The sequence below is a fragment of the Streptomyces sp. NPDC003016 genome, assembly GCF_053591455.1.
Map to the genome: position 1 here is coordinate 42,607 of NZ_JBSFTV010000021.1, position 21,600 is coordinate 64,206.

A 21,600-nucleotide genomic window follows, 5' to 3' on the forward strand; every position below is an offset into this window, starting at 1 on the left:
TCGCGCTCTCCTTCACCGTGGGGTTCGCTCCTTCGCCGCAGGGCAGGGCACTCCGCCCGGTGCGGCCTTTACGGCGCAGTGGGAGGAGTGCTCGACAAGTCGACGGCGGGGTTCTGAGGCGTTGCGGCTGAGGCGGCCCGCCGTTGTTCCGGGCATGCCGACCAGCGTCCAGTGGGCCGGACTCGGGCCGCTCCTGCCGGGTCGGACCCCTTGAAGGGGCGGACGGTGGTCTCACCACCGTCAGATCACCGACGCGATCGCCTGGAAATACCGGGCGGGTCCTCCGTGGAGGGGGTCTGCCTGCGGAGTCCGCTTCGTGGAAGGGCACCTGCAGCCGGCTGCGGAACCGGGTGTTCGACGGCACCGCGGGAGCGGGTGTTCACCGCCTTGCTGGTCCAGGAGGATGCCGACGAGGACCTGAGCGAGGTGGTTTCCGTCGTCTCCACTGTTGCCCGGACACATCGGCACGCGGCCGGAGCCCGCGAAAATGGCACGACTTCCCAGGAGTCCACCTCATCTCATCGCGATCCCCGCCCACGGAGTCGGCGGCCTTACGGAGTGCAGGCCTCGGCGATCGACAGGCTGTTCTCGTAGAGGTGGTGCCGGGTGATCCGGCCGTCCTGGACGGTGAGGTGCAACGCGAACGGGCCTTCGAAGGACTTTCCCGTCGCGCGTACGGTCCCCGACACGTGCCCCATCAGGACGGCGTCGGTGCCGTCGACGAGGAAGGTGTCGAGGGAGACACCCGCGTCCTCGGGCACGGTGTGCTCCATCAACTCCGTGAACTGGGCGGCGCAGTCGGCGGCGGTGGACCGCGGTCGGATCCACGGGACGGCGGGGTTCTCGGCGAGCAGCCAGTCGACTTTGTCGGCGAAGAGCGCGGCGAGCCGCCCGGTGTCCCCGGCCACCCGGGCGGCAATGAACTCCTGCACGGTGGCCCGGGTGGCCTCGGTGACGGGGCTCCCGGTGGTGGCTGAACCCGGGTTGTTGGCGGGCGGCTTGGCGGTCATGGCGCTCTCCTCGAGGCTGCGGCCGGATCCCGGCGGGGGTTCCCGCCGATGTGCTTGATTCTGCCGGGGGAGGGGAGAGGAGGCGATTACCCCGGAGGTAATGAGAGGCGATGAGCGGCCAGTGCCGCCCGTTACCACCACCTGTGACACGTGCGGCTCCGTCACGGCCCCGCTCCGCCGGGAAGAGGGCGCGTGGATGACACGGACTTCACCGCCCTGGAGGACGTTCTCAGGGCCCAGCCGGTGAACGGTGGGCCGTGGCCGGCCCGGTGGCCGGTTCTCAGGTAGCCCGGCCGGATCGAGCCGCGCTGCGACAAAGAGAGTGACTCCGAGGTGGGGTACCGAGGACAAAGGCGGCACAGGGGCGGGCCGACAGCGGCGAGCCACCAGAGCGACCTGTACGTAGCACTGCCCCGGGCCGCACACGGCCACGGCGTCGTGCACCACCGACAAGCCTCCGATCCCGGCGGAGGATTGTCGGCGGTGGGTGACAGGATGGCCGCACGGGTGAGGAGCTGGACGGCATACTGGCCGACCCCGCACGGTTGTTGGCCGCTGACCGCGCGGCGGTGCGCGACCGCATCGCCGCTGCGAATGGCACGGACGTGGGGCGCGAGGTCTTCCTCCAGGCCGAAGCGATCTTCGGCGAAGCGGACGTGGCGCCTGCCGAGTTCGCCTCCTGGCTGCACTTCGCGGCGAAGGCGACCGGCCACGAGGAGTACGCCGAGCGGATCGCTGCGGCCGAGCCGGGGATGCCGTGGCGAACAGTGTGGGCGTGGTGGCGGCCGGCCAACTGGTTCATGGCCCACCCGAGCCTGAACGGCGACTGCTACCAGGTCCGTCGCCGCCTGTACGAGGGCCGGGAGCTCGTCGAGGTGGTCGACCAGCGCGGCCCGCTGTGGCTCGACGCGGAGACGGGCCGGAGGGTGAAGGTACAGGACGAAGGAACGCTGACAGAAGCACCCCGGTCGCCGGAGGCGCTCGATGCGCCCGAGCTGCACAACTGGGATCTGACCGCCCCGGAGAGCTGGGAAGGCGCGGTCGCGTTCGCCGCCGAGGGAGGCAGGACCCGCCATCTTGTCGAGAACACGCACGGCCTAGCGGTGCTGGAGACGGACGCGGAGGTACTGCGGGACTGGCCGCGCGGCAAGGGGATCGCCCCCATGTCGTCCGAAGAACCGCCGCCCGGCCCCGAACCGGCACACCGGCGGCCGACGGGTCCGCTCAGCGCGGCCCGGGTCGACGACGCCTTTGGGGAGCGGCACGTAGTTCGCGTACCGGAGAGCGCCCTGCCCGGGGGGCTCGAACACCCTGGAAGCAGAAGGCACTTGCGGGACATCGGCCTGCCCGCGTGGTGGGTGTGCCACGGGGCCGAGTACCAGACCCATTCGGCCGACGCCATGCGGCCCCGGCCGACGGCGCCCTGTCCGAGGAGGGCCTGCCCAACGGTGCGGCCGCCGCGGACCTGATCGCCTTCGGCCTCTGCGACTACGGCGAGCTGTATCTGCACCGCCACGACGGATCCGTGCACATCTGGAGCGGACTGGACGGCCCGACGCACCGGACGCTGGTGCCGCTCGCGCCGGATCTCGATGTCTTCACTCGCATCCTTGAGGCCGTCTACCGCTACAGCAACGCCTGCTGGCACCCCTACCCGGTGGAGGAGGACCAGGAGGCAGTGGCGCGGGTTTTCCTGGAGGAGATGGACGAGCTGGCCCCGGGCCTGCTCGACCCGAACGCGCCCAGCGGCACGGTGTGGAGCTGGCTCTACGCAGGCATCACCGAACTGGGTGGGGATGGCTTCTAGTGGTCTGACCGGAAGCGACCACCGGGCTGGCGCCGGCCGCACGGGACAGGAACACGTCAGTCGGTGCCCGTCGCGGCCAGCACGGCCACACGTCGGCGGCCCGGGGCGACGCTGACCACACCGATGTCCCGGGCCACGCGCTCGAACCACTTCGTGCCGGCGTCGAAACCGTGCCAGACGCAGTCCCGTACGCGCGCTTCGACCTCGCTGGCGGAGGCGCCTTCCGGGGCTCCGGAGAGCCCGGCCAGGGACTGCCGCGCCGCCAGACGGCCGTAGGCACCGTAAGAACCGGAGTTGTACGCCTCTCCCGTGGACGCCGCGGCGAAGAGCAGTCGCCATGCCTGAGCCGGCGGACAGACCGTGACCGAGAGCGCGGTCTTCTTGCCCACCCCGTCCAGGCTCTCCAACCCCAGCTCCAGGAGGACGTTCGGGATCGACGTGGGGTCCAGGGGCTCCGCGAGTCCGAAGACCCGCGCCTCGATACGGCCGTTGGACTCCTCGGCCCGGTTCGCCACGGCCTTGGCCATGTCCGTGGCTCGGGCCTCTGTGGTCGTCTCCACCGCCGACGGAACCCGCGCGCCGGCGACTACCGCCATGGCGCGGCCGCCCGACGGACCGTACGGCATCGAGTGACTGCCCCCGCGCACGCTGTAGCTCGGAAGGTCCGGCCGCGCTTCCACGTCGGACAGCGTCAGGGGCAGCCGGCCCAGAGGGTGATGTTCCCAATGCGGCGACGTCGCCCACCCCGCGATTCCCGGCACCTCCGTGACGACGACGCCTCTGAGTACCAGTTCATGGACCAGACAGGCGCGAAGATCCTCCGAAGCACCCCCGGTGAACGCCGCGGCCAGGTCCTTCGACTCGTGACCGGATGCCAGTAACGAGGCCGTGCAGCGGTCCAGCTTCCGGTTACTGACCTCCGGCGAGGTGGCCAGCCGGAGTGCCTGGACAATATTTTCCGGGCCGGCCGTGGTGGCAAGCAGCCTCAGCAGATGATCGAAGACGCTTCGGTACTGCCATGTCTGCTCGGCGCCAGGGCCGTACTTCTTCGCGAGAGCAATGCCGAGGTCCGCGGAGAAGGCGGCGCCCCCCTGAGCGAGGTGGCTGTCGGCCACCTCCTATACATCGGTGACATCCTTCAGCTTCGGCAAGCCCGTCACGATCTTCTGTATGTGATCAGCCACGGCGGTGAGCCTACGCGCACGGCGTCACGGCCTCTCCTCATAAACGTCCGTCTGCGAGAGTTCCACGAGAGCCCCGGAGGCCGACCCGTTTCCGCAGGTGGCCACTCACAAACCTTCTCAAGAACCGCACGGTGTGCGCGGGGGCGCCGGGAGACTGCCGCCAGGGAATTGGCGCCCGGTCAGGCGGCACTGGCGGTAGGACGTCACGACTGCCCGAACCGTGACGCGCCCGTCGGCAGCGCCTGCCGCACCCGGACGGGAAGAGTACGGCGAAGTGCCCCATCCCGCGCTTCGCCCTGTGCCCGACACCGGGCGGCCGGTCCGGCCGGTCCGGCCGGTCCGGCAGGTCCGGCAGGTCCGGCAGGTGAGAGGTGAAGCTCCGGGCCGGCCCTGCGGTGGGCCGACCCGCGAGCTTCACCTTGCCGTGGAATCCACCCAGTTCAAGCCGGTCATGGACAAGATCCGCATCCCACGCAGGGAACGTGGTCGTCCGCGCCGTACATCGGCCGGCATGAGCGCCGGCAAGACGCACAACACCTGCGCCACCCGTGCCGACCTGCGCAGGCGCGGATATGTCCACCTCGGCACGGTCACAGCCACCGTGCTCTTCACCTGGTTCCGATCGTGAACGAAGGGAAAGGGCCTAGCCCTGAGGGGTGGTGTGCAAGACCGCGAACAGCCCTTGAGCGCGGGTGCCGTCCGGCATGCGCCAGGTGCCGGCGACGTGGCCGGCCGCTCCCTGCGGAAGGGAAGGCGGGCCGTCGGGCATGGGGCGCAGGACCCGGTGCAGGCGGAGGGTCATGCCGTGCGGCGCAGGCAGTCCGGTGCCTTCTTGGTCGTCGGTGGCAGGGGTGGTGAAGTCCGGGGAGGTGAAGCCCTCACCAGTGTAGGCACGGGTGACTTCCCGGTCGGGGGCGTCACTGGTGTCTTGGTCCTGGGCCTGGACCCGGCCCTCGACCAGAGCCAGCAACTGGGCGGCCAGCACCGGGTCGTGGCAGCCGTCGTAGGCCCATCGCCGCCCCAGCACCCCGTGCTCCATGGTGCCGACGAGGGCGTGCTCCAGTCCGTCGAGCGGGGCGCCGCGATAGGTGAGCGGCACCAGGTAGGTGGCCGGGTGCGGGCCGGAGGTGTCGGTGACCACGATGAACTCGATCCCGACCTCGCCTTGCGGGTCGTCCAGCCGGAAGCCGCCGGCCTTGGTCAATACCGGTTCACCCGTGTTGCCGCGGTACCACGGGCGGGAGGGCAGCCAGGAGGTGAGCAGTTCCAGTTTGGTCGGCTTGAGGACGGTGTGGTGGATGACGGCCATGCCGAAGATCTCTTCCGTTGAGCGGACGCGAGCCTTCACACCTTCCCATCCGTACGGTGCTGAAAGAACGGGTTCCACCCGACAAGATCTATGAGACAGGGCCCAGGACGAAGGAGTCATCAGCGGTGGGGAAGTCGCCGGAAGCGCAGCCACAGCGCCGCCGGTGGTGTTGACCTGGCCGAGCCGGTCCGACGACGACTCGCGCCGACGGAGCGTCAGTGCCGCCGCGCAGAGCGGCCCCTCGGCCAGGCCCGGCCGGGCAATGGCCGCGGCGGTCGGCTCGACGCAGCCGACCGCAATGGCCGCCATCGGCACGAGTACGGGCACGGGCACAGGCACGGGCACAGGCACGAGTACGGGCACGAGCGGCGAGTGCCCCGCCGACACCATGAGCAGGACGGGACGGTCGCCGACGGCACACTCACACGCCGACGCGACCACGAGACGACGCGGCCGGTCCGTCCGGTCGAGTGCGTGGCCGGTGAACGGCCCGCTCAGCACGTACGGAAGTGTCATCGCGGCCTGCACGAAACCCGGCGCTCGCCGCGTCTCCGGTACGGATTCCGACGGTGGGGGTACCAGAGCGGTCGCGGCCCCCTCGACGGAGACCCTGAGCAACAACATGGCGGCCGACAGATGCAGGCGGAGCAACCGGGGCATCCGGAGTGATCTTTCATCGGGTGCGTTGTCGCTGCGAAGGATCGTCGAACGCCGTACCGGCTCATCCAGTCGCTGCTGGTGTCAGGGAAATGTTCCAGAAATAGGCGTAGTGGCCACCGCGGCGCAGCAGTTCGCCATAGCTGCCTTCCTCAACGGTCCGGCCACGGTGCAGAAAGACGACGCGATCGGCGCGTTGGACGGTCCGCATCCGGTGCGCGGCCGTCACCACCGTCCGGTCCGCCCTCAGGCGCTCGATGAACTGCTCGATGAACTGCTCGATGAGCTCATCGACGAGGAGGTCGCACGGATACGGACTGAGCGCGGGGAGAACGCGACGGAGAGGGCGCCCATGCCTCAGCTCCAGGGCCTGGCGGCCCGGCTGCCGAAGACGGAGTGCGGGTAAGAACGCTGTCGCCAGCCGCAAACGACAGAAGCTGCGCGAACCGCAGTGTGAGATCGAGGGGGCCCGAACGCGATGGAGGTGTCCAACGGCGCCGACGCCGTCATCGCCTACGGTCAGGGCGACAGGGGCGACAGGATCGCCTCCGACCGCCGAGGTGAGCAGAGAGCCGCTTGCCTGTTCGAGTTGTTGATGTGGGTGAAAGCTTGCGGCGGGGCGATGACTGTGCCGACGCCGGCAGCGACGCGCAGGCGGTGAGGCCGGTTGTGTTCGTTTCCGGGGGGCCGGGCTCAGCGGCGGAGAGCGGTCTCCCGCTGCATGTGCGAGAGTTTTTCAGGATTGCGCACGGCGTAGAGCCCGGTGATGAGGCCGTCGTCGAAGCGCACCGCCACGACGGTGTCGATCGCGTCGTCGAACCGGAGAATCAGCGCCGGGCAGGCATTGACCTGTGCCGGCCGCAGCGACCCCGTGGCGGCGATCCTGCCCAGCCCGGCGGCCAGCAGGCGGGCCACCTTGTCGGCCCCCACGACGGGCCGCGGGACGGCCTGCTTGATTCCGCCACCGTCACCCATGAAGACGACATCCGGCGCGAGGATGTCGAGCAGGCCCTGTAGATCGCCCGTCTCGGCCGCCCGTTGGAACGCATCGAGCGCGTCTCGGGTCTCGGTCGGGGAAACGGTCCCGCGCGGTCGGCGCGCCGCGACGTGTGCCCGTGCCCGGTGCGCGATCTGACGGACCGCGGCCGGGCTCTTGTCGACCGCCTCCGCGATCTCGTCGTACCCGAGGTCGAACACCTCGCGCAGCACGAACACCGCCCGCTCGGTCGGCGTGAGCGTCTCCAGCACCAGCAGCATCGCCATCGAGACGCTGTCGGCCAGCTCGACGTCCTCGGCCACGTCGGGCGTGGTGAGCAGCGGCTCGGGCAGCCAGGTGCCGACATAGGACTCCCTGCGACGGCCGAGCGTACGCAGCCGGCTCAGCGCCTGGCGGGTGGTGATCCGGACCAGGTACGCACGCTGGTCCCGCACCGTGCCGAGATCGACACCCGCCCAGCGCAACCAGGTCTCCTGCAGGACGTCTTCCGCGTCGGCGGCCGAGCCGAGCATCTCGTAGGCGACGGTGAACAGCAGGTTGCGATGGGCCACGAACGTCTCGGTGGCGGGGCCCGTGCGCCCGCCGTCGGCGAGCTGCCCGGGCGTGTCCTCTGTGCGCTCGCTGTACCCGTTCTTCACCGGCTGCTCCTGCCTGTTCGCTCTGGACGGTGCCCTGCGCACAAGACGCCGGCCCCCGCGGCTTTGTGACACCCCTGAGCGGTGGCGCACGTCACACCGCCACTCCGTCACGAGGAGGCGGTCGCCGGCATCTCGTGTTCGTCCAGTACGACACCACGAGTGAGGACGGAAGCCATGGAACCCCGTTTCCACCTGTTCGACAACGAGATCGCCGCCAAGTTCGCCAAGCGGTTCGCCAACGCCGGTCTGGTGATCCACCAGTCACCGCTGCCGAAGTCCACGCAGGAGCTGGTGTCGCTGCGCGCCAGCCAGATCAACGGCTGCGGTTGGTGCATCGACATGCACACGAAGGAGGCCGCAACCGCCGGTGAAAGCGCGGTCCGGCTCAACCTGGTCGCCGCCTGGCGCGAGTCCACCGTGTTCACCGAGGCCGAACGGGCCGCGCTGGCGCTCACCGAAGAGGGCACCCGGCTCGCCGACGCCCACCACGGCGTGTCCGACGAGACCTGGGCCCAGGTACGCAAGCACTACGACGACGACCAGATCGCCGCCCTGGTCTCCTTGGTCGCCCTGATCAACGCGGCCAACCGGCTCGCCGTGATCGTGCGCCAGCAGGGAGGTTCCTACGAGCCCGGCATGTTCGCCGCCGCGCTCAACTGATCGGCAGATGAATCCGGCCCGGCCCAGGATCATTCGATCCGGGCCGGGCCCGCGCGTGTCCGGGTGCGCATACGGCGGCCCTGGACACCCGGCTGAAACCGAGGGCCTGGCCGGCCAAGCAGTAACCCGCGTCAGGGCTTCAAGGCCATCCCATGGCTCCTTCTGGCCTTCCCGACCTGCTGCTACGAAGCAGGAGCAGCCCGTTCGTTGAGCTGGACCGGGCCGCCATGCCGCTGGACAGGCCGATGACCGAGGTCGCCCCGTACGACCGCGGTCGCGGTCACGCGCACCGGTCCGCGCGTCGTACGGACACCGGGCTCCAACAGGCTGCCGCATCGGTGGACCCGTTGACCCGCTACTCCCACGCCGGGGGTCGGCCCACCTTTGCGCCCCTGCTGAAGATCCTGGGCGACAAGGAGGCCGACACCCTGTCGGCCTGTTGGCCCGGGCCGTCGACGCCCTCGCGGACAACCGCTTTCTGCGAGGCATTCGACGTCGCGAGTTCGCCGTCGGGGTGACCACCCTCCGTGAGGACCAGGAGCACGGCCCCCCAGCTGTTTTCGGGTGACTACAAGAGGGTGGGGTGGGTACTCAGGATGGTTTTCTTACTTTGATTAAGGAGAGGCGCTCGGGGCACGTGCTTACGTATGAATGGCGACCAGCACTTCCACCGTCCGCAGGCCTGGCGGGCTGACAGCGACCAGGTCGTGGAGGATCTGGTTGACGCCGGGTCCGGTGTCGCTGCTTCGGCGGCTCGCCAGGGCTTTCGGAACGCTGCGGACAACACGGCGCCGGGTCGGCCTGTGCTCGCGGGCCGGTGTGTCTGGGCCGGTGAGGCGTATGACGTGACTCCCGGGGTGATCGGAGACGCCCGGCGGTTCGTCACCGGTTTCCTGACCCAGCTGCAGGAGGACCGCTGGATCGAGGTCTCGCCTCGGCTGACGGAGATCGCTCAGCTGGTCGTCAGTGAGCTGGTGACCAACGCGCGCAAGTACGCACCGGGGCCCTGTGCCGTCGACGTGGAGCTGTCCGGGCCCGTCCTGGAGATCACGGTGTCCGACACGAGCCCGGTCCTGCCGGTCGTCCTGCCCGCCGACCCGGCCCGGGTCGGCGGGCACGGCCTGGAGATCGTGGCAGCGGTGTGCGACGGCTTCGAGGCGTGGCCCGAGCTGTCGGGCAAGCACGTCAGAGCCCGAATCCGTATGGAGGGGTGACGCCCCGCCGACAGGCCGCCGCCACCCTCCCCGTGATGCTCCGGTGGTGGCTCACCCCTGCTCCAGGCCGGCCATCACCGAGTGCGTGATGTGTTCATCAGCGACGCCCTCGCCCGGAACGGTCACGCTCCGGCACTGCTTGCTCCGCCGGCCCCTACTCCCTCCGGACGCAGGCGCCCGCCCGGTTGCCGGGCGTGGGACGGGCCGTGGCCACCACCAGCTTCGTGTCGCCATCAATGACGATCTGTACGTTCGCCGAGAAGCGGTAGTTCAGTGCCATGGGCAGGGGCTACGGCCGAGCAGCCGGGTCAGAAGGAGGCCATCGGACCATGGCGGTGGACGAGTTCGACACCCGCATCCCGCGCCGAACAGACGAGGCGGACGCCGACCTGGTCGTAGGTACGGCAGACAGCCCGCACCGGCGACCCCGCGAGAGCCGCATGAGTCACCGGCCGGCAGATCACCAGGTGCAGATCATGCGGGCGCTGTGCTGCACTGCCCACGCGGATCGCGGATCACGGATCACGGCGAGGGGCCGCCCGTGCGGCAACTCGGCGGTCCGGCCGGACTGTCCGGCACGGGGCAGGTCGCCTACCAGCCCGGCCGCATGGAGAAGCAGGACCTGACCAGCCGCGGTGACCGGCGCTGGCGATCGGTCCGCCGGGCAGCTGACCGGTCGCCGGGACCGCCCCCGGCCGGGGACGCGGCGGGCAAGCCCATGGGTTACCCGGGTAAGCCATGTGAACGAGAAGCCTGCCCGGATGGGTGAGCCCCGGCCGATACGGGCGGGATGGTCGCATCAGCACGGGAAGTGCACACGTCGAACGGCGCGCAGCGCTGGTTCCCCCGGATCAGCTCCGTTTCTTCTTCTGCGTACGGAGGTGGGGTCGGGTGGATCGTCCGGCATGTTCGTGGCAGTCGGCGGGCGCGGCGGCGCACAGTGAGCAGAAGTCGACCCTTTACGGATGGAGATGCCGGTGACTGTGGCCAGTGACAAGACGACGGGTGAAGGGCTTGCCGAGACCTTGCTGGAGGGGGTGGTGAACGAGCCGATGCGGGCGGCGACGAAGTTGCTGGGTGCTCACGGCGACGGTTACTGGCTGCGACGCCTGACCGACGACCAGGAACTCGCGGCCATGGTCGATCATCCACTGATCGACCTTTCCGGCCGGTATCCCACGGTCGACTGGGACGGTGTCGGCCATCTCCTGAAGATCCCGGGGTGGTCCCGCGGAGTCTCCAGGAGTCAGGCGGCGGTGCTGGAGTTCGCCGCGTCGCTGGTGAGCCGGTGCCCGGTGCAGATCGGGCGGATCAGCCACGCCGTGGACGACGCGGAGTTCCAGTTGCTCCTCGGGGCGATGGAGGAAGCCTCCTACGGCGATCCCCGCTGAGCGCTCCGGAGCACTCCGGCGCCGCAGGTGGCCCCGATGCGGTCGACATCGAGGGTTTCGCCGAGGAGCATCTGGCGGCTGAAGGTGCCGTGGGGCCGTTCGGCGACGAGCATGTCGGCGTCCTTGCCCTCGGGCGCGGAACGGTTCGGCCTTGACGGTGAGGACGTTCTGCTCCGCGTTCAGGTCGTTCAGGTCGATCGATTCGGGATCGATGCCGGGCAGGTCCAGGCGGATCGGTACGCATCAGCATCGCTGTCGCTGGTCACTCTCTCCATTCGTGCGGGGTGCTTCGGCACACGCCCCGGATGCCTCATGTAGGGCGAATGCGCCCGCTGCGGCCACGTTCTGTAGGCGGAACCCGGCAAGAAGGTGAGCCGCGCGGGGCCATCGGAGCGCAAAGCGGGACGTGAGGGCATGGGGCGAACGGGATGCCGGGTACAGCCAGGGCGCGCGGTCGGCAGACCGGCGCGATCGACATGCCCCGAACCTTGGAGACCGGTGATGGCCAGGAAAGTGCGTGAAGTGATGACCGCTGCGCCCGTAACGGTGAGTCCGCAGACCTCGGTCGCGGAGATCGCCCGGGTGATGCGCGACGAGGGCATCGGAGCGGTGCTGGTCGCTGAGGGCGACGAACTGCGGGGTCTGGTCACCGATCGGGATCTGGCGGTACGGATCGTGGCACGGGAGGGCAACATCGCCGACTACAGCGCGGCCGATGCCTGCAGCGGCGAGCTGATCACGGTCTCGCCGGACGACGGCCTCGACCGGGCTGTCTCCTTGATGCGCGAGCACGCGGTGCGGCGTCTGCCCGTTGTCGAGAACGCCCTGCCGATGGGCATCGTGTCCCTGGGCGACCTGGCCGTCGAACATGACACCGACTCCGCCCTGGCCGACATCAGCGCCGCCGACCCCAACCAGTAAGCAGTCAGAAAGGTTCCGCTGCGATCACGACACCTTCATCGGCCAGGTCGCAGGTCACAGGTCGCAGGTCCAGGCCCGCGCCCGCCTCGACGTGACCGGGCCCGCCGAAACACCCCCCGGCCACTCCGGAGACCTTCGACCGCGCCGCCCGGCGTTCCGGGACCGGCACGCCCGAAGCGGCCCGGCAGGCACGGGCGGTGAGGGAAGTGGTCGACGAAGCCACCGCGGGCGCCCTGACACAGAAGGACAGAAGGACAGAAGGACCGTGAGGCGCTGGATGCGACCTCGCGCAGACGCTCTTCGCCGGCAGCAACGGCGCACCCTGACTTCCTTCGGGTTCGCCTCGGCGAGCCGAATCCCGCAGACCACCGCTGATCACACCGGCGCGCGGCACCGTCCTCGGACCGACCGTGCGGCGCGGGCGGGTGGGAAAGCGTGTTGCTGCGGTACGCCCCCCGATGCCGTCGGTGGGGAACCCGGCCCGCACGTCATGGCGGACCTCGTGCCGGCTGCTGAGAACCAGTGTCAGGCAGGGCGCCCTGCCCACGGCCGTCAGCCGACCCGTCGGGCCAGCACCTGTCCCGGCCAGGCATCGGACAGGAAACGATCGGTGGGAGTAAAACCGTTGCGCTCGTAGAACGCGACCAGTTCGCCCCCGCCGCCCGCCCAGCAGTCGACCCGCAGCAGTTCCACGCCGGCCCGCCGGGTCTCCTCGACAGCATGGGCCAGCAGCGCCGCCCCGATGCCCAAGCCGGCGCGCCGTCGGTCGGAGACCAGCAGCCGGACGTACCGCTCGGGTTCCGCGGCCGGTGCGATCGGCACCTGAGGGCTGGGGCCGGAGTCCAACACCAGGGCTCCGACAGGTGCTCCGTCCAACTCCGCGGTGTGTGGGGCGTTCTCGGTCATGTACCGCTCGACCCGCGCCACTCCGCCGGGTTTCTGCGAATACGGCGTCGTGCCCCACTGCTCGGTGTTGCCGCGCTTGTTCATCCAGGCCACCGCGGAGTCGAGCATGTCCAGTACGGCTGGTGCGTCGGCCAGGCTGCCCGGCCTGATCCGTATGCCAGGTGTGGTGTCGTTCACGGTGGAAGTGTAGACAGCGTGGGGCGGATCGGAAGGGGCCCACAACCGGCCTCGTGCCGCCGTCGCCGCCACCGACCTGGCGTAACGCCGTCCGGTGACACGAAGGGCCCCCGGGAATCTGCCAGGGGGGAGCGTTCCAGCAGGTGGTCGCCGGGCTGTTCGCGTCCCGGTGCCCCCTTCTCTTCGTGCCCCCGTACCGTGCTGGTGAGCCCGGCAGACGGTGAAGTCCACGGATGCGGTCCAGCTGGCGTCCTCTTTCGCGTCGGCCCCCAAGCTCCGCCGTGGCCTGGCCGATTGCCGTTCGCGCCCGGGACCGTCCTTCCCGGCCAGGTATGAGCTGAGCTTTCCGTACAGGGGCGTTCTGCGGAGCGCGGTACCTGCCGGCTGCGCTGAAAAATGTCACTCGGCAGGGGGGCCACTCCTCGTCCCCCGCGCGGCGGCCGATGAGGGAGGAGGGGTGTCGTTACGTTCTGGGCGCATGAGCCCATTTGCTTCGCCTGTGCGGGCGGCTGTCCGCAGGCTTGTGTCCGTTGTGGCCGCCGCGGCGGCAATCCTCGCCGTCATGGGGGCGCCTGCTGCCGGGCAGGTGGGTGGCCCGGCGCCGGTGGAAGGGCTGTACGGCAGTGCGGTACGAGAGATTCCCGGCGGCGCGAAGGCAGTGGCGCTCACGTTCAACGCGGCCTGGGACGAGGAGGGCCTCGATACCGTCCTCACCGTGTTGCGGCAGCAGAGGGCTTCGGCCACGTTCTTCCTGACCGGACATTTCGCCGAACGGCACCCGGCTGCCGCACGGGCGATCGTCACGGCCGGACACGGGATCGGCAACCACTCCCACAGCCACCCGCCCTTCGGTGAACTCACCCGTCCCGAACGCGCGCAGGAGATCACTCTTGCCGACCAGGCCATCCACCGGGCCACCGGCGTCCGGTCGCTTCCGTTCTTCCGCTTCCCCTACGGGGACACCACCCCGGCCCAGATCGCGGAGGTCAACGCACTGGGATACGCGGACATCGAGTGGACGACCGACACCAACGGCTACAAAGGCACCGCGGGAGGGATGACCGTTCAGAAGACGGTGAAGCGGGCGCTGGACGCGCTGCGACCGGGTGAGATCGTGCAGATGCACATCGGTAACCTCGACGGGCAGGGCCCGGTACTCGATGCCCAGGCCCTGCCGCAGATCATCGACGCGATCCGCTCGCGCGGCTACCGGATCGCCGACCTGCGCACCCTGCTGACCGCCACTGCCTCTCTTACGCCCCAACCCGTGTGACGTCGGTGCCGGCGGCGCGGACGGAGCCGCGGCAGACGGCCCGCATCGGCGACACCACGAGAGCCGTATGAGCCAGGGACCCACACCGCGCACCAGGTACGGGTTTCCCCCTCCCCAGATGCGGGAGCCGGTCCGGGGCGCACTGCACGCCCTGCTCCAGACACCGAGCCGTACCTCGGTGATCGGCCCGAACTCCACCCGGCACGAGGAGTACCCGGCTGCCGACGGCTCGGTCGCGGTGGAGGTGGACCACGTCCCGGGCATCGGGCACGGCACCCCGGTCGATCCTGGCGACGGTACCGAGCAGTGCGGCGGCACCGGCGCCGCCTGCTTCCCGGACTCGATCCACTCCAGCCACTGGATCACCCAGTTCTTCGGCCCGACGGAATCCGGCTCCCAGTCCGGTTCGCTGCCCGCCCCGCCCGGCCCGACCACGACCGGTGCCACCGACACCGGCCTGACGGTGGTCTCCTCGCCCACCTCCACGGTCGCCGCCCGCGACGCCGACGGAAAGACGGGACCTCCCTCCAGCACGGGCACCGCGTGGACCACCGGCGTCACGGCCGCCTGCTGGACCGACGGCAACTACGCCCGCGTCCGGTCGGGCCGAGCCACGACCAGCGGCGGCTACGCCAAGGCCCCCCAGCAGAACACGGGCCTGTACGACACCTGACACCTTCGTGACCCACACCCCGAAGAAGTCACCCGTCGGCTGCTTCACCGTCGTGGACGGAGCCTGCCTCTGACACAGGACCGGTCGTGCCCGTCATGGCGGCAGCCCACTTCGACGGGCCGGCCGTCATGGCGGGCGCGCACATGTTCCCTCCCGGCATACGCCGTCTAGCCTCCAGCCCGTCCGTCCGTCCCACACTGGAGGCTCTTCATGGCCTTGCCACCCGGCACCGCGTGCCGCCCGGGAAAGCGCGCCGCCCTCGGCGTTCTCGCCCTGGCCGTCGCGGCAGCCCTGCTCCCGTCGCCGGCCACAGCCCGGCCGGCCCCCCATTCCACCGCAGGCCACTGCGCACACCTGTCCCACCTGCGTGTACCGGGAGCCGCACATCAGCAGGCCGACTGCCTGAGCGAACTGACCACGGCGGGAACCGTGGGCTCCGGCCACACCGACCCGGCCGACTGGGCCGGCCTGACCCCCAAGGACCTCACCGTCCCCAGCGGGGTGCCGGGCATCCAGATCGACGGCTACTTCCCCGACACCTCGACCACCAACACCAACCACGGCTGGAACCACGACGCGCAGTTCGTCGTCAGGCTGCCCGACCGGTGGAACGGCGGGCTCGTGGTGGCGGGCACCCCCGGCAACCGCGAGCAGTACGCCAACGACCGGGCCATCGCCGACTGGGTGCTCGCCCGCGGCTACGCCTACGCCGCCACCGACAAGGGCAACACCGGCCTCGCCTTCCACCGTGACGGCACCCGGCCCGGTGACGCCGTCGCCGAATGGAACACCCGGCTCACCCAACTCACCCGCGCTGCCCGCACGGTGGTCGCCCAGCGCTACCACCGGCCACCCACGCGCACCCTCGCCACAGGCATGTCCAACGGCGGGTACCTCGTGCGCTGGCAACTGGAGAACCACCCCGAGCTCTACGACGGCGGAGTCGACTGGGAAGGCACTCTCTGGCGCTCCGAAGGCCCTCACCTGTTCACCTTCCTGCCCTCCGCCCTCCGCCACTATCCCGCCTACGCGGCGGGCGGCCCCGCGGCCGGCCGGGCGCGTGAGGAACTGCGCCGCGCAGGGTTTCCGGCCGGCTCGGAATTCCTCTGGCCGTTCCACCACCAGGTCTACTGGGACCTGACCCAGCGCATCTACCGCGAAGAGTTCGACCCCGCCTTCGACGGCGAGAAGGAGGCCGGTACCCCGTACTGCGCTCCAGAGGCGGCCCCGGGCTGCGACGCCGACTACGACTACGCCACCCGCCCCGCCGATGTCCACCGGGCCGTGGAACGCATCGCGCTGACCGGCCGTATCGGAAAACCGCTGATCACCCTCCACGGCACCCTCGACGTCCTGCTGCCCATCGGCCAGGACTCCGACGTCTACGCCCGCATGGTCCGCGAAGCGGGCCGCGGCGACCTGCACCGCTACTACCGTATCGAGGACGGCACCCACACCGACTCCCTCGTGGACGCCTTCCCCGGCCGGCTACGGCCCCTCCTGCCCTGCCACCGCTCCGCTTTCACCGCCCTGGAGAACCGGCTCGCCACCGGGCACCAGCCGCCCGCGAGCCGCACCGTCCCCCGGCCCGAAGCCGCCACCCCCGCGACCCTGCTCACCAGCTGCCGCCTCGACGGATGACCACCGACGGCCGTGACCGCACCTCACGGCCGCCACCGCGATCCCGGCCGACCGGACGCCAGGTTCAGCGGCAGTCACGTCCGCTACTGGGGCGGCGCCGTGCTGATCGTCTCCGAAGGCCCAGACGGACGCCGCTCACGGGATCAAGGACAAGTGGACGCCCTGGACGACGTACTGGACACGCCGTCGCTGCACGCGGTCAACCGTCACCGGCGCATGGACATCGTGGAACGGGCGCCGGAACGCGGATCGGCCGTACACCTGAGCGGCAGGGGCGGGGACGAGCTGCTCGGTGGGGGCTCCCGCCCGCGTGCACCAGGTGTTCGCCCGTCACCCGCGGACGGCCTGGCGACATGCCTGCGGATTCACCGCGAAGCCCCGGTGGCCGCGCCGGCACCCCCTGCGCCAGCTGATCGACCGGCGCTCGTACGCCACCTGGCTGCGGCAGGCGGCCACCGGCTTGGCCCTCCGGCAACCGGCCGCGAGTGTGCCCATGTTCACGTGGGGCACCCCCCCCCGAGGCTCCCTCCCCGGGCCACCGCCGAGGCAGTCGAGGCCGTCCGGGAGGAGATCCGCAGGCAGGCCGCACAGACACAGTCACTCGGCGACGGGCACAGCGTGCACCGTGAACTGGCCGGCACGCACAGCGTGGCCCGCTTCGCCCAGCACGTACGGCAGATGTCCGAGCCGCTCGGCATCGCCTTCACCGTGCCCTACTACGACGACCGGCTCGTCGAAACCGCGCTCGCGGTGCGTGACGGAGAGCGGGTGACACCCTGGCGGCACAAGCCGCTGATCGCCGAGGCGACGCGTGGTGTCGTCCCCGAGGCCAGCCGGGGGCGCACCACCAAGACACATGGCGCTCGAGGAGGAAACGGGGCTGCGGGCCCCCACCGCCCGTCACTCCTCGCCCTGTGCGAGAACCCGCGCCCGGCCCGCCTGGGACTCATCGACCCGGACACCCTGCGCCAGTGGTGCCTCCGGCCTCTGGCGGCCGACATGGAAAGCGCTCTGCTGCACCCGGCCATTGGCTGCGAGGTGTGGCTGCGCTCCCGTGAGAAGCCCCGGCCGCAGCCGGCCGCCACTGAGAGGAGTCACCCCCTGGGCATCACCCTGCGCCCGGGGGGCGTGGCCGCCGAAACCGAGTACGGGACAGCGCTGCTGGACCAGAGCAGCGGTGAGCACTGCACGCTCAACCCCACCGCAGCACTGATCATGCACACCGTGCTCGACGGCACCCCCCGGGAGCAGACGGTTGAGCAGTTCGCCGCCGCCTACGGCATCAGCGTCCGCGAAGCCGGGGAGGACTTCACCCGCATCGTGGACGAACTGCACTCGGCTCGACTGCCCGCCTCCTGAAAGGGCCCCGGACGTCCACTTCCCAAGTCGTCCCCCACGACCCGCGATCGGTCCCCCTCGGTCTCAGGCTCACCACCAGAGCGGCCGTGGTCTGCGCGCATCTGCCGGCCGCGCAACCACCGGACCGCATCCGCTCGGTGCCGGAACGGATGAAGGGCAGCACCCGCCCGGCGACCCTCGCCGAGCGACCAGCGTCAGGGAGACCGTACTCGCCGTAAGCCTGGCCGCGGGGGGACCACAGGGCTGCCTGCCCCGGTCCCTGGCCACCGTCCTGCTCTGCCGGATATGCGGACAGTGGCCACCTGGTGCGTCGGAGTGCGCACCCACCCGCCTTTCGCCGCCCACGCCTGGATCGAAGCCGAGGGTGTACTCGTTGGTGAGAACGCCCCGGCCGGCTACTTCCGACGGTTCTTCACCGTGCAGTGACCAGTCTGCCCCCGACCGTTCTGGAAGCGGACAGCCGCCCCGGCGCGGCCGCCGGATCTGTCGGATACGGAAACCCATCGTGCTCCGAGCCCGCACGAGGCCGTGCGCGAACTGCCGCCGGAAGGCTTCGCCGTCCTCGACGGTGCGCTGATCGCCACCGGCCGCATCGCGGCGGGTGAGCCGTACGCGCCGCAGGGACGGCTGCGGCCTGCAAGTGGCCGCCACGAGGATCTCCCGCAACCGGGCAAGTCCGGGGCCCAAGTCGGCCCCTTCGTCCAGGGCGGTACCCAGCGGCGCGACTCCTCGTAACCGACCTGTGTCTGCGGCGTGTCCAGGAGCGGTGCGCGACCAGAGGTGCGCACCGCGGTGCCGTATCAAGGTTTCCCGCCACGCGCACAGCGCCGCTCAGAGCTGCGGAAGCCGCGATGCGCCCCTCACTGGTGACGTCTTCGCTCTCACTCGTGGCCACGTCTGTCAGAAGTGGTATGGACTCCTGCACCCGGCCGTTCCGGAGCAGGGCCTGAGCGTGTGCCAGCTGTACGGACCACGGGGTGTGTGGGCTGCGTTCACGGGTTCGGGTTCTGGCTCGCTTTCCGTGAACCGGTCACGTCGGATAACGCGAGGTAGTTCAAAGGCCGTGGTTCTGGTGCGCTTCTGCGGCGAGAAACCTTCGTGCTGCGGAGGTGACATCGTCCTCGACGCGCTCCCGGTCCGGAAGGTGGTCGTCCAGCAGCTCGATTGCAGTCGCCAGATCAACGATGGGTTGCAGCGCGTCGGGGTAGTCGAGTTCAGCCGCAGATTCCTGCCAGATCAGCTTTGCTCCGCGGATCGGATCGAGCTGGCGCGCCACGATCTGGCCTGCCCACCAGCGGGCCGCAGTCCATCGCGCCTTTGCGAGATCTTCTGAGGCCAGCGGCAGTAGACCCATCTCGCCGAGCACAAGGTCGAACAGCTCGGGGGCCTTGCTGTACTCATTGCGCGCGAGCCCAGCCAGCAGGGGGAGTGAGGGACTCTCGATGCCAGTCATCAAGGCGTCCAGCCCCAATTGGACCAGCCAAGCGTCCGAAGGACGCTGCCAGGGTTCCATGGTCCGGTCCGCAGCCGCCATGCGGATCAGGCTGATCGCTCCTACTGTGTCCACGCTGTGCCTCGCCCCCACTCGTCTTCCGCAAGGGAAGTCATACCACCGAGAACCGGACTGGTGATCAGGTGGCCGGCAGTACGCGCCTGCGCAACAAGCTGAAACCGGCTCGGCCGAACATTTGGCGCTTGAGCATCTTGATCCGGTTGACGTGGCCCTCGCCACGCCTGAGCTCCAGGGCAGGGTCAGACCGGCGATCACTGCGTCGCGGTCGCGGTCGATGCCGGCTGCGAGAGTGTGAAGGCCGGGCAGGTCGTCGTTGCGGACGGCATCGAGCCGCTCGGGTAGCTGCTGGCCTTGGCGCCCGGTGAGGATCTGGACGAAGGAACGGACGTGTCCGGTGGGGGCTTCCAGCTCCGGGCAGTGGGCTGGGTCGGCTTCGGCAACCAGGACGTACTCGCCGACAACGACCCCGTCGAGCAGGAGAAGGCGATGAAGTTCAACTCTCTGCTCACGAATGCGGTGATCTTCCACAATGTCCCGGACATCCCCGAGATCGTCCGCCAGCTGCTGGAGGAGGGAGGGGAGACCGATCCTGAGCTTGGCAATTTGACCTCGGTCGCCGCCCAGCAAAATGATGGCGTTGGTTGTCCCGGTCAGGGAAAACCTGTATCGACGCAGGCAGCAGTGCCTCTAGCCTCGATCTTTCTTGATGGTTTGCCGACTCCGTCGGCGGACCGTCTCGTCGCGGGTGGGGAAGGCGGGGCAGGTTGAGGGCCCGAGTGTCGTCTCGGGGTGGCGCCGGGTTCCACTGCTCCGGTATCGGGCTGTCGTCGTAGGGGCGGGGTATCTGCTGGTCAGCCGGGGTTCGGCAGGAGCGCGAGCCGTTCGAGGGCTGCGGTGATTTCGCTGGTCCAGGGCCAGTGCCGGGCGAGGCGGAGGATCCGCCGGCGGCCGGTGGTGACGAGTTGTCCGGCCGCGGTGAACAGCCGGAAGCGCAGGCGGCGGGGTTCCCAGAGTCTGGCCCTGCCGGTCAGGGCGAGCATCGGCATCCAGGCCAGGAGATCGAGGGCGGTCTGCACGATCTCCAGCCAGACCTTGTTCTGGGTTGTGGAGTGCAGGGGCAGGTTGCGCAGGCCGGTGGCCCGGGCGGCGCGGATGCGATCCTCGGCGCGGGCACGCAGCCGGTGACGGAGTTCGAGGTCGGCGATCGGCCGGTCGGGGGTGTTGGTCGCGAAGCAGGTGATCCGCGTGCCGTCCGCGTCGGTGATCCGCAACTGGGCTCCGGGATGAGGCCGTTCCTTGCGGACGATTAGCCGCATGCCTTTCGGCCAGCCGTCCAGGAGCCCGCCGGTGAGTTCGGCGACCCAGGCACCGTCACGGACCGAGCCGTCGGTCCCGACGGCCGGGGTCCACGCTTGGGCGGGGGTCTTCAGGACGTGTTCGTGGACCTGCCCGGTGACCGTCATGCCGACCGAGTAGGACAGCCACCGTCCTCGCCGGGCGAGCCAGGACACGAACTCCCGGGTGCCGCCAGCGGAGTCCGTGCGGATCAGCGTCTGCCGCCCTCGCTGGTAGTGCTTCGGCAACTGGGCGAGGGCCAGCCGGGCGGTGGTGATGTGGTCGGCGGCCGTGTTCGAGCCTGCGTTCCCCGGCCTGAGGAGCGCGGCGACCGGTTCTCCGGTTCCGCCTGGGCCGTGGTCGACGAAGGCGGTGAGCGGGTGATGGCCGTAGGTCTTCTTCCAGGTCGCTGCCGCGTCCTCCTTGTCCGAGTGGGCGATCACGAGAACGCCGTCGAGGTCGACGGTGACCTGGCCGTCGGTGTCCGGGGCGTGTCTGCCGGCCAACGACCAGACCCGGTTGCGGACTTCGGCCCGTGCGGACCGGACGGCCTGCAGGGCCTTCTCGCCGGAGGCGGCGAGGGTGTCGATCAGGCGGGAGACGGTCGGGGCGGAGGCGACCGGGCCGAAGACGGCCGGCTCGGCCCGCAGCATCGCGACGTCCGCGAGGCAGTCCCCGCCTAGCGCGAGCGCCAGGGCGACATCCAGGAGGATCTTGCCGGGATCGTGGACGGCCCGCGGCTTGCGCCATGGAGCCAGAGCCCGGGATATCGCCTGGTCGAGACCGGTCTTGCAGACCGTTTCGACGAGGAGAACCGACCCGGCCTGGGACACGACTTGGCGGCCATCGTCCTGAACACGGACACGGGGATAGGACCCGATAGAGTTCTTCACCTGGGAAGTGCCTCCGACGATGGCAGGAACAAGGACCTCGGC

Annotated in this window: 21 protein-coding genes and 3 pseudogenes; 15 read left to right on the top strand and 9 right to left on the bottom strand. The window is 70.0% G+C overall.

From position 1 onward, the window contains the following. Nucleotides 1-551: 551 nt before the first annotated feature. A complete protein-coding gene (locus ACWDZ4_RS19525) occupies nt 552-1,010 on the bottom strand; it encodes a nuclear transport factor 2 family protein (protein ID WP_451509638.1) in 459 nt (152 codons plus the stop codon). Nucleotides 1,011-2,173: 1,163 nt separating this feature from the next. On the opposite strand from ACWDZ4_RS19525, the pseudogene ACWDZ4_RS19530 reads away from it, so the two are divergent. Together ACWDZ4_RS19530 and ACWDZ4_RS19535 are read left to right on the top strand one after the other, a co-directional pair. Beyond that, a pseudogene (locus ACWDZ4_RS19530) lies at nt 2,174-2,335 on the top strand (SUKH-4 family immunity protein); the annotation flags it as partial. After that, a pseudogene (locus ACWDZ4_RS19535) lies at nt 2,323-2,817 on the top strand (SUKH-4 family immunity protein); the annotation flags it as partial. The pseudogenes ACWDZ4_RS19530 and ACWDZ4_RS19535, both read left to right, overlap by 13 nt. Nucleotides 2,818-2,873: 56 nt before the next feature. Here the strand turns inward: ACWDZ4_RS19535 and ACWDZ4_RS19540 are convergent. Continuing rightward, nucleotides 2,874-3,932: a DUF6183 family protein gene (locus ACWDZ4_RS19540; protein WP_451509639.1), complete on the bottom strand. Its 1,059-nt coding sequence runs from the start codon at nt 3,930-3,932 to the stop codon at nt 2,874-2,876. Nucleotides 3,933-4,425: 493 nt separating this feature from the next. Between ACWDZ4_RS19540 and ACWDZ4_RS19545 the strand changes: the two genes are divergently transcribed. Next, nucleotides 4,426-4,629 carry a hypothetical protein gene (locus ACWDZ4_RS19545; protein ID WP_451509640.1) on the top strand — a complete coding sequence of 68 codons (204 nt, stop codon included), beginning with the start codon at nt 4,426-4,428 and terminating at the stop codon, nt 4,627-4,629. 15 nt (nt 4,630-4,644) lie between these two features. Here the strand turns inward: ACWDZ4_RS19545 and ACWDZ4_RS19550 are convergent, their stop codons facing one another. Beyond that, nucleotides 4,645-5,310, bottom strand: coding sequence for a maltokinase N-terminal cap-like domain-containing protein (locus tag ACWDZ4_RS19550; RefSeq protein WP_451509720.1), 666 nt, complete (start codon nt 5,308-5,310; stop codon nt 4,645-4,647). A 769-nt stretch (nt 5,311-6,079) separates the two neighbouring features. Here ACWDZ4_RS19550 and ACWDZ4_RS19555 point away from each other — a divergent pair. Beyond that, a complete protein-coding gene (locus ACWDZ4_RS19555; protein ID WP_451509641.1) occupies nt 6,080-6,373 on the top strand; it encodes a hypothetical protein in 294 nt (97 codons plus the stop codon). A 287-nt stretch (nt 6,374-6,660) separates the two neighbouring features. On the opposite strand, the gene ACWDZ4_RS19560 is transcribed toward ACWDZ4_RS19555, so the two are convergent. Continuing rightward, nucleotides 6,661-7,602 carry an RNA polymerase sigma-70 factor gene (locus tag ACWDZ4_RS19560; RefSeq protein WP_451509642.1) on the bottom strand — a complete coding sequence of 314 codons (942 nt, stop codon included), beginning with the start codon at nt 7,600-7,602 and terminating at the stop codon, nt 6,661-6,663. Nucleotides 7,603-7,776: 174 nt separating this feature from the next. On the opposite strand from ACWDZ4_RS19560, the gene ACWDZ4_RS19565 reads away from it, so the two are divergent. Both ACWDZ4_RS19565 and ACWDZ4_RS19570 read left to right on the top strand, forming a co-directional pair. Further along, the gene (locus tag ACWDZ4_RS19565) at nt 7,777-8,262 is read left to right on the top strand and encodes a carboxymuconolactone decarboxylase family protein (protein WP_451509643.1); all 486 of its coding nucleotides are present in this window, start codon (nt 7,777-7,779) and stop codon (nt 8,260-8,262) included. A gap of 845 nt (nt 8,263-9,107) precedes the next feature. Continuing rightward, nucleotides 9,108-9,476 carry an ATP-binding protein gene (locus tag ACWDZ4_RS19570; protein WP_451509644.1) on the top strand — a complete coding sequence of 123 codons (369 nt, stop codon included), beginning with the start codon at nt 9,108-9,110 and terminating at the stop codon, nt 9,474-9,476. Nucleotides 9,477-9,648: 172 nt separating this feature from the next. Here ACWDZ4_RS19570 and ACWDZ4_RS19575 read toward each other — a convergent pair. Then, nucleotides 9,649-9,747, bottom strand: a pseudogene (locus tag ACWDZ4_RS19575) (IS5/IS1182 family transposase); the annotation flags it as partial. A 706-nt stretch (nt 9,748-10,453) separates the two neighbouring features. On the opposite strand from ACWDZ4_RS19575, the gene ACWDZ4_RS19580 reads away from it, so the two are divergent. Beyond that, on the top strand, nt 10,454-10,867 hold the full coding sequence (locus ACWDZ4_RS19580; RefSeq protein WP_451509645.1) for a hypothetical protein: 414 nt from the start codon (nt 10,454-10,456) through the stop codon (nt 10,865-10,867). On the opposite strand, the gene ACWDZ4_RS19585 is transcribed toward ACWDZ4_RS19580, so the two are convergent. Beyond that, nucleotides 10,849-10,980, bottom strand: coding sequence for an Hsp20 family protein (locus ACWDZ4_RS19585; RefSeq protein ID WP_451509646.1), 132 nt, complete (start codon nt 10,978-10,980; stop codon nt 10,849-10,851). The genes ACWDZ4_RS19580 and ACWDZ4_RS19585 overlap by 19 nt on opposite strands. Before the next feature lie 388 nt (nt 10,981-11,368). Here ACWDZ4_RS19585 and ACWDZ4_RS19590 point away from each other — a divergent pair, with 388 nt between their 5' ends. Then, a complete protein-coding gene (locus ACWDZ4_RS19590) occupies nt 11,369-11,788 on the top strand; it encodes a CBS domain-containing protein (RefSeq protein ID WP_451509647.1) in 420 nt (139 codons plus the stop codon). Between the two features lie 552 nt (nt 11,789-12,340). Here ACWDZ4_RS19590 and ACWDZ4_RS19595 read toward each other — a convergent pair. Continuing rightward, entirely contained in the window at nt 12,341-12,871 is a 531-nt protein-coding gene (locus ACWDZ4_RS19595) for a GNAT family N-acetyltransferase (RefSeq protein WP_451509648.1), read from the bottom strand. 562 nt (nt 12,872-13,433) lie between these two features. Here ACWDZ4_RS19595 and ACWDZ4_RS19600 point away from each other — a divergent pair. The 6 genes from ACWDZ4_RS19600 to ACWDZ4_RS19625 all read left to right on the top strand — a co-directional run bounded on the left by ACWDZ4_RS19600 (nt 13,434) and on the right by ACWDZ4_RS19625 (nt 18,552). Then, nucleotides 13,434-14,144 (top strand): polysaccharide deacetylase family protein, encoded by a 711-nt coding sequence (locus ACWDZ4_RS19600; RefSeq protein ID WP_451509649.1) that lies wholly within the window; start codon nt 13,434-13,436, stop codon nt 14,142-14,144. 67 nt (nt 14,145-14,211) lie between these two features. Beyond that, nucleotides 14,212-14,817 (top strand): hypothetical protein, encoded by a 606-nt coding sequence (locus ACWDZ4_RS19605; RefSeq protein WP_451509650.1) that lies wholly within the window; start codon nt 14,212-14,214, stop codon nt 14,815-14,817. Between the two features lie 210 nt (nt 14,818-15,027). After that, nucleotides 15,028-16,458 carry a 3-hydroxybutyrate oligomer hydrolase family protein gene (locus tag ACWDZ4_RS19610; RefSeq protein WP_451509651.1) on the top strand — a complete coding sequence of 477 codons (1,431 nt, stop codon included), beginning with the start codon at nt 15,028-15,030 and terminating at the stop codon, nt 16,456-16,458. A gap of 216 nt (nt 16,459-16,674) precedes the next feature. Continuing rightward, a complete protein-coding gene (locus ACWDZ4_RS19615; protein ID WP_451509721.1) occupies nt 16,675-17,817 on the top strand; it encodes a PqqD family peptide modification chaperone in 1,143 nt (380 codons plus the stop codon). A 285-nt stretch (nt 17,818-18,102) separates the two neighbouring features. Further along, complete coding sequence (locus tag ACWDZ4_RS19620; protein ID WP_451509652.1) at nt 18,103-18,243, top strand: lasso peptide biosynthesis B2 protein; 141 nt, start codon at nt 18,103-18,105, stop codon at nt 18,241-18,243. A gap of 102 nt (nt 18,244-18,345) precedes the next feature. Then, complete coding sequence (locus ACWDZ4_RS19625; RefSeq protein ID WP_451509653.1) at nt 18,346-18,552, top strand: hypothetical protein; 207 nt, start codon at nt 18,346-18,348, stop codon at nt 18,550-18,552. Nucleotides 18,553-18,871: 319 nt separating this feature from the next. Here the strand turns inward: ACWDZ4_RS19625 and ACWDZ4_RS19630 are convergent, their stop codons facing one another. Beyond that, the gene (locus tag ACWDZ4_RS19630) at nt 18,872-19,330 is read right to left on the bottom strand and encodes a hypothetical protein (protein WP_451509654.1); all 459 of its coding nucleotides are present in this window, start codon (nt 19,328-19,330) and stop codon (nt 18,872-18,874) included. Nucleotides 19,331-19,717: 387 nt separating this feature from the next. On the opposite strand from ACWDZ4_RS19630, the gene ACWDZ4_RS19635 reads away from it, so the two are divergent. Beyond that, entirely contained in the window at nt 19,718-20,098 is a 381-nt protein-coding gene (locus ACWDZ4_RS19635; protein WP_451509655.1) for a Tn3 family transposase, read from the top strand. Nucleotides 20,099-20,181: 83 nt separating this feature from the next. Here the strand turns inward: ACWDZ4_RS19635 and ACWDZ4_RS19640 are convergent, their stop codons facing one another. Next, entirely contained in the window at nt 20,182-21,558 is a 1,377-nt protein-coding gene (locus tag ACWDZ4_RS19640; protein WP_451509656.1) for an IS1380 family transposase, read from the bottom strand. Nucleotides 21,559-21,600: the final 42 nt, after the last annotated feature.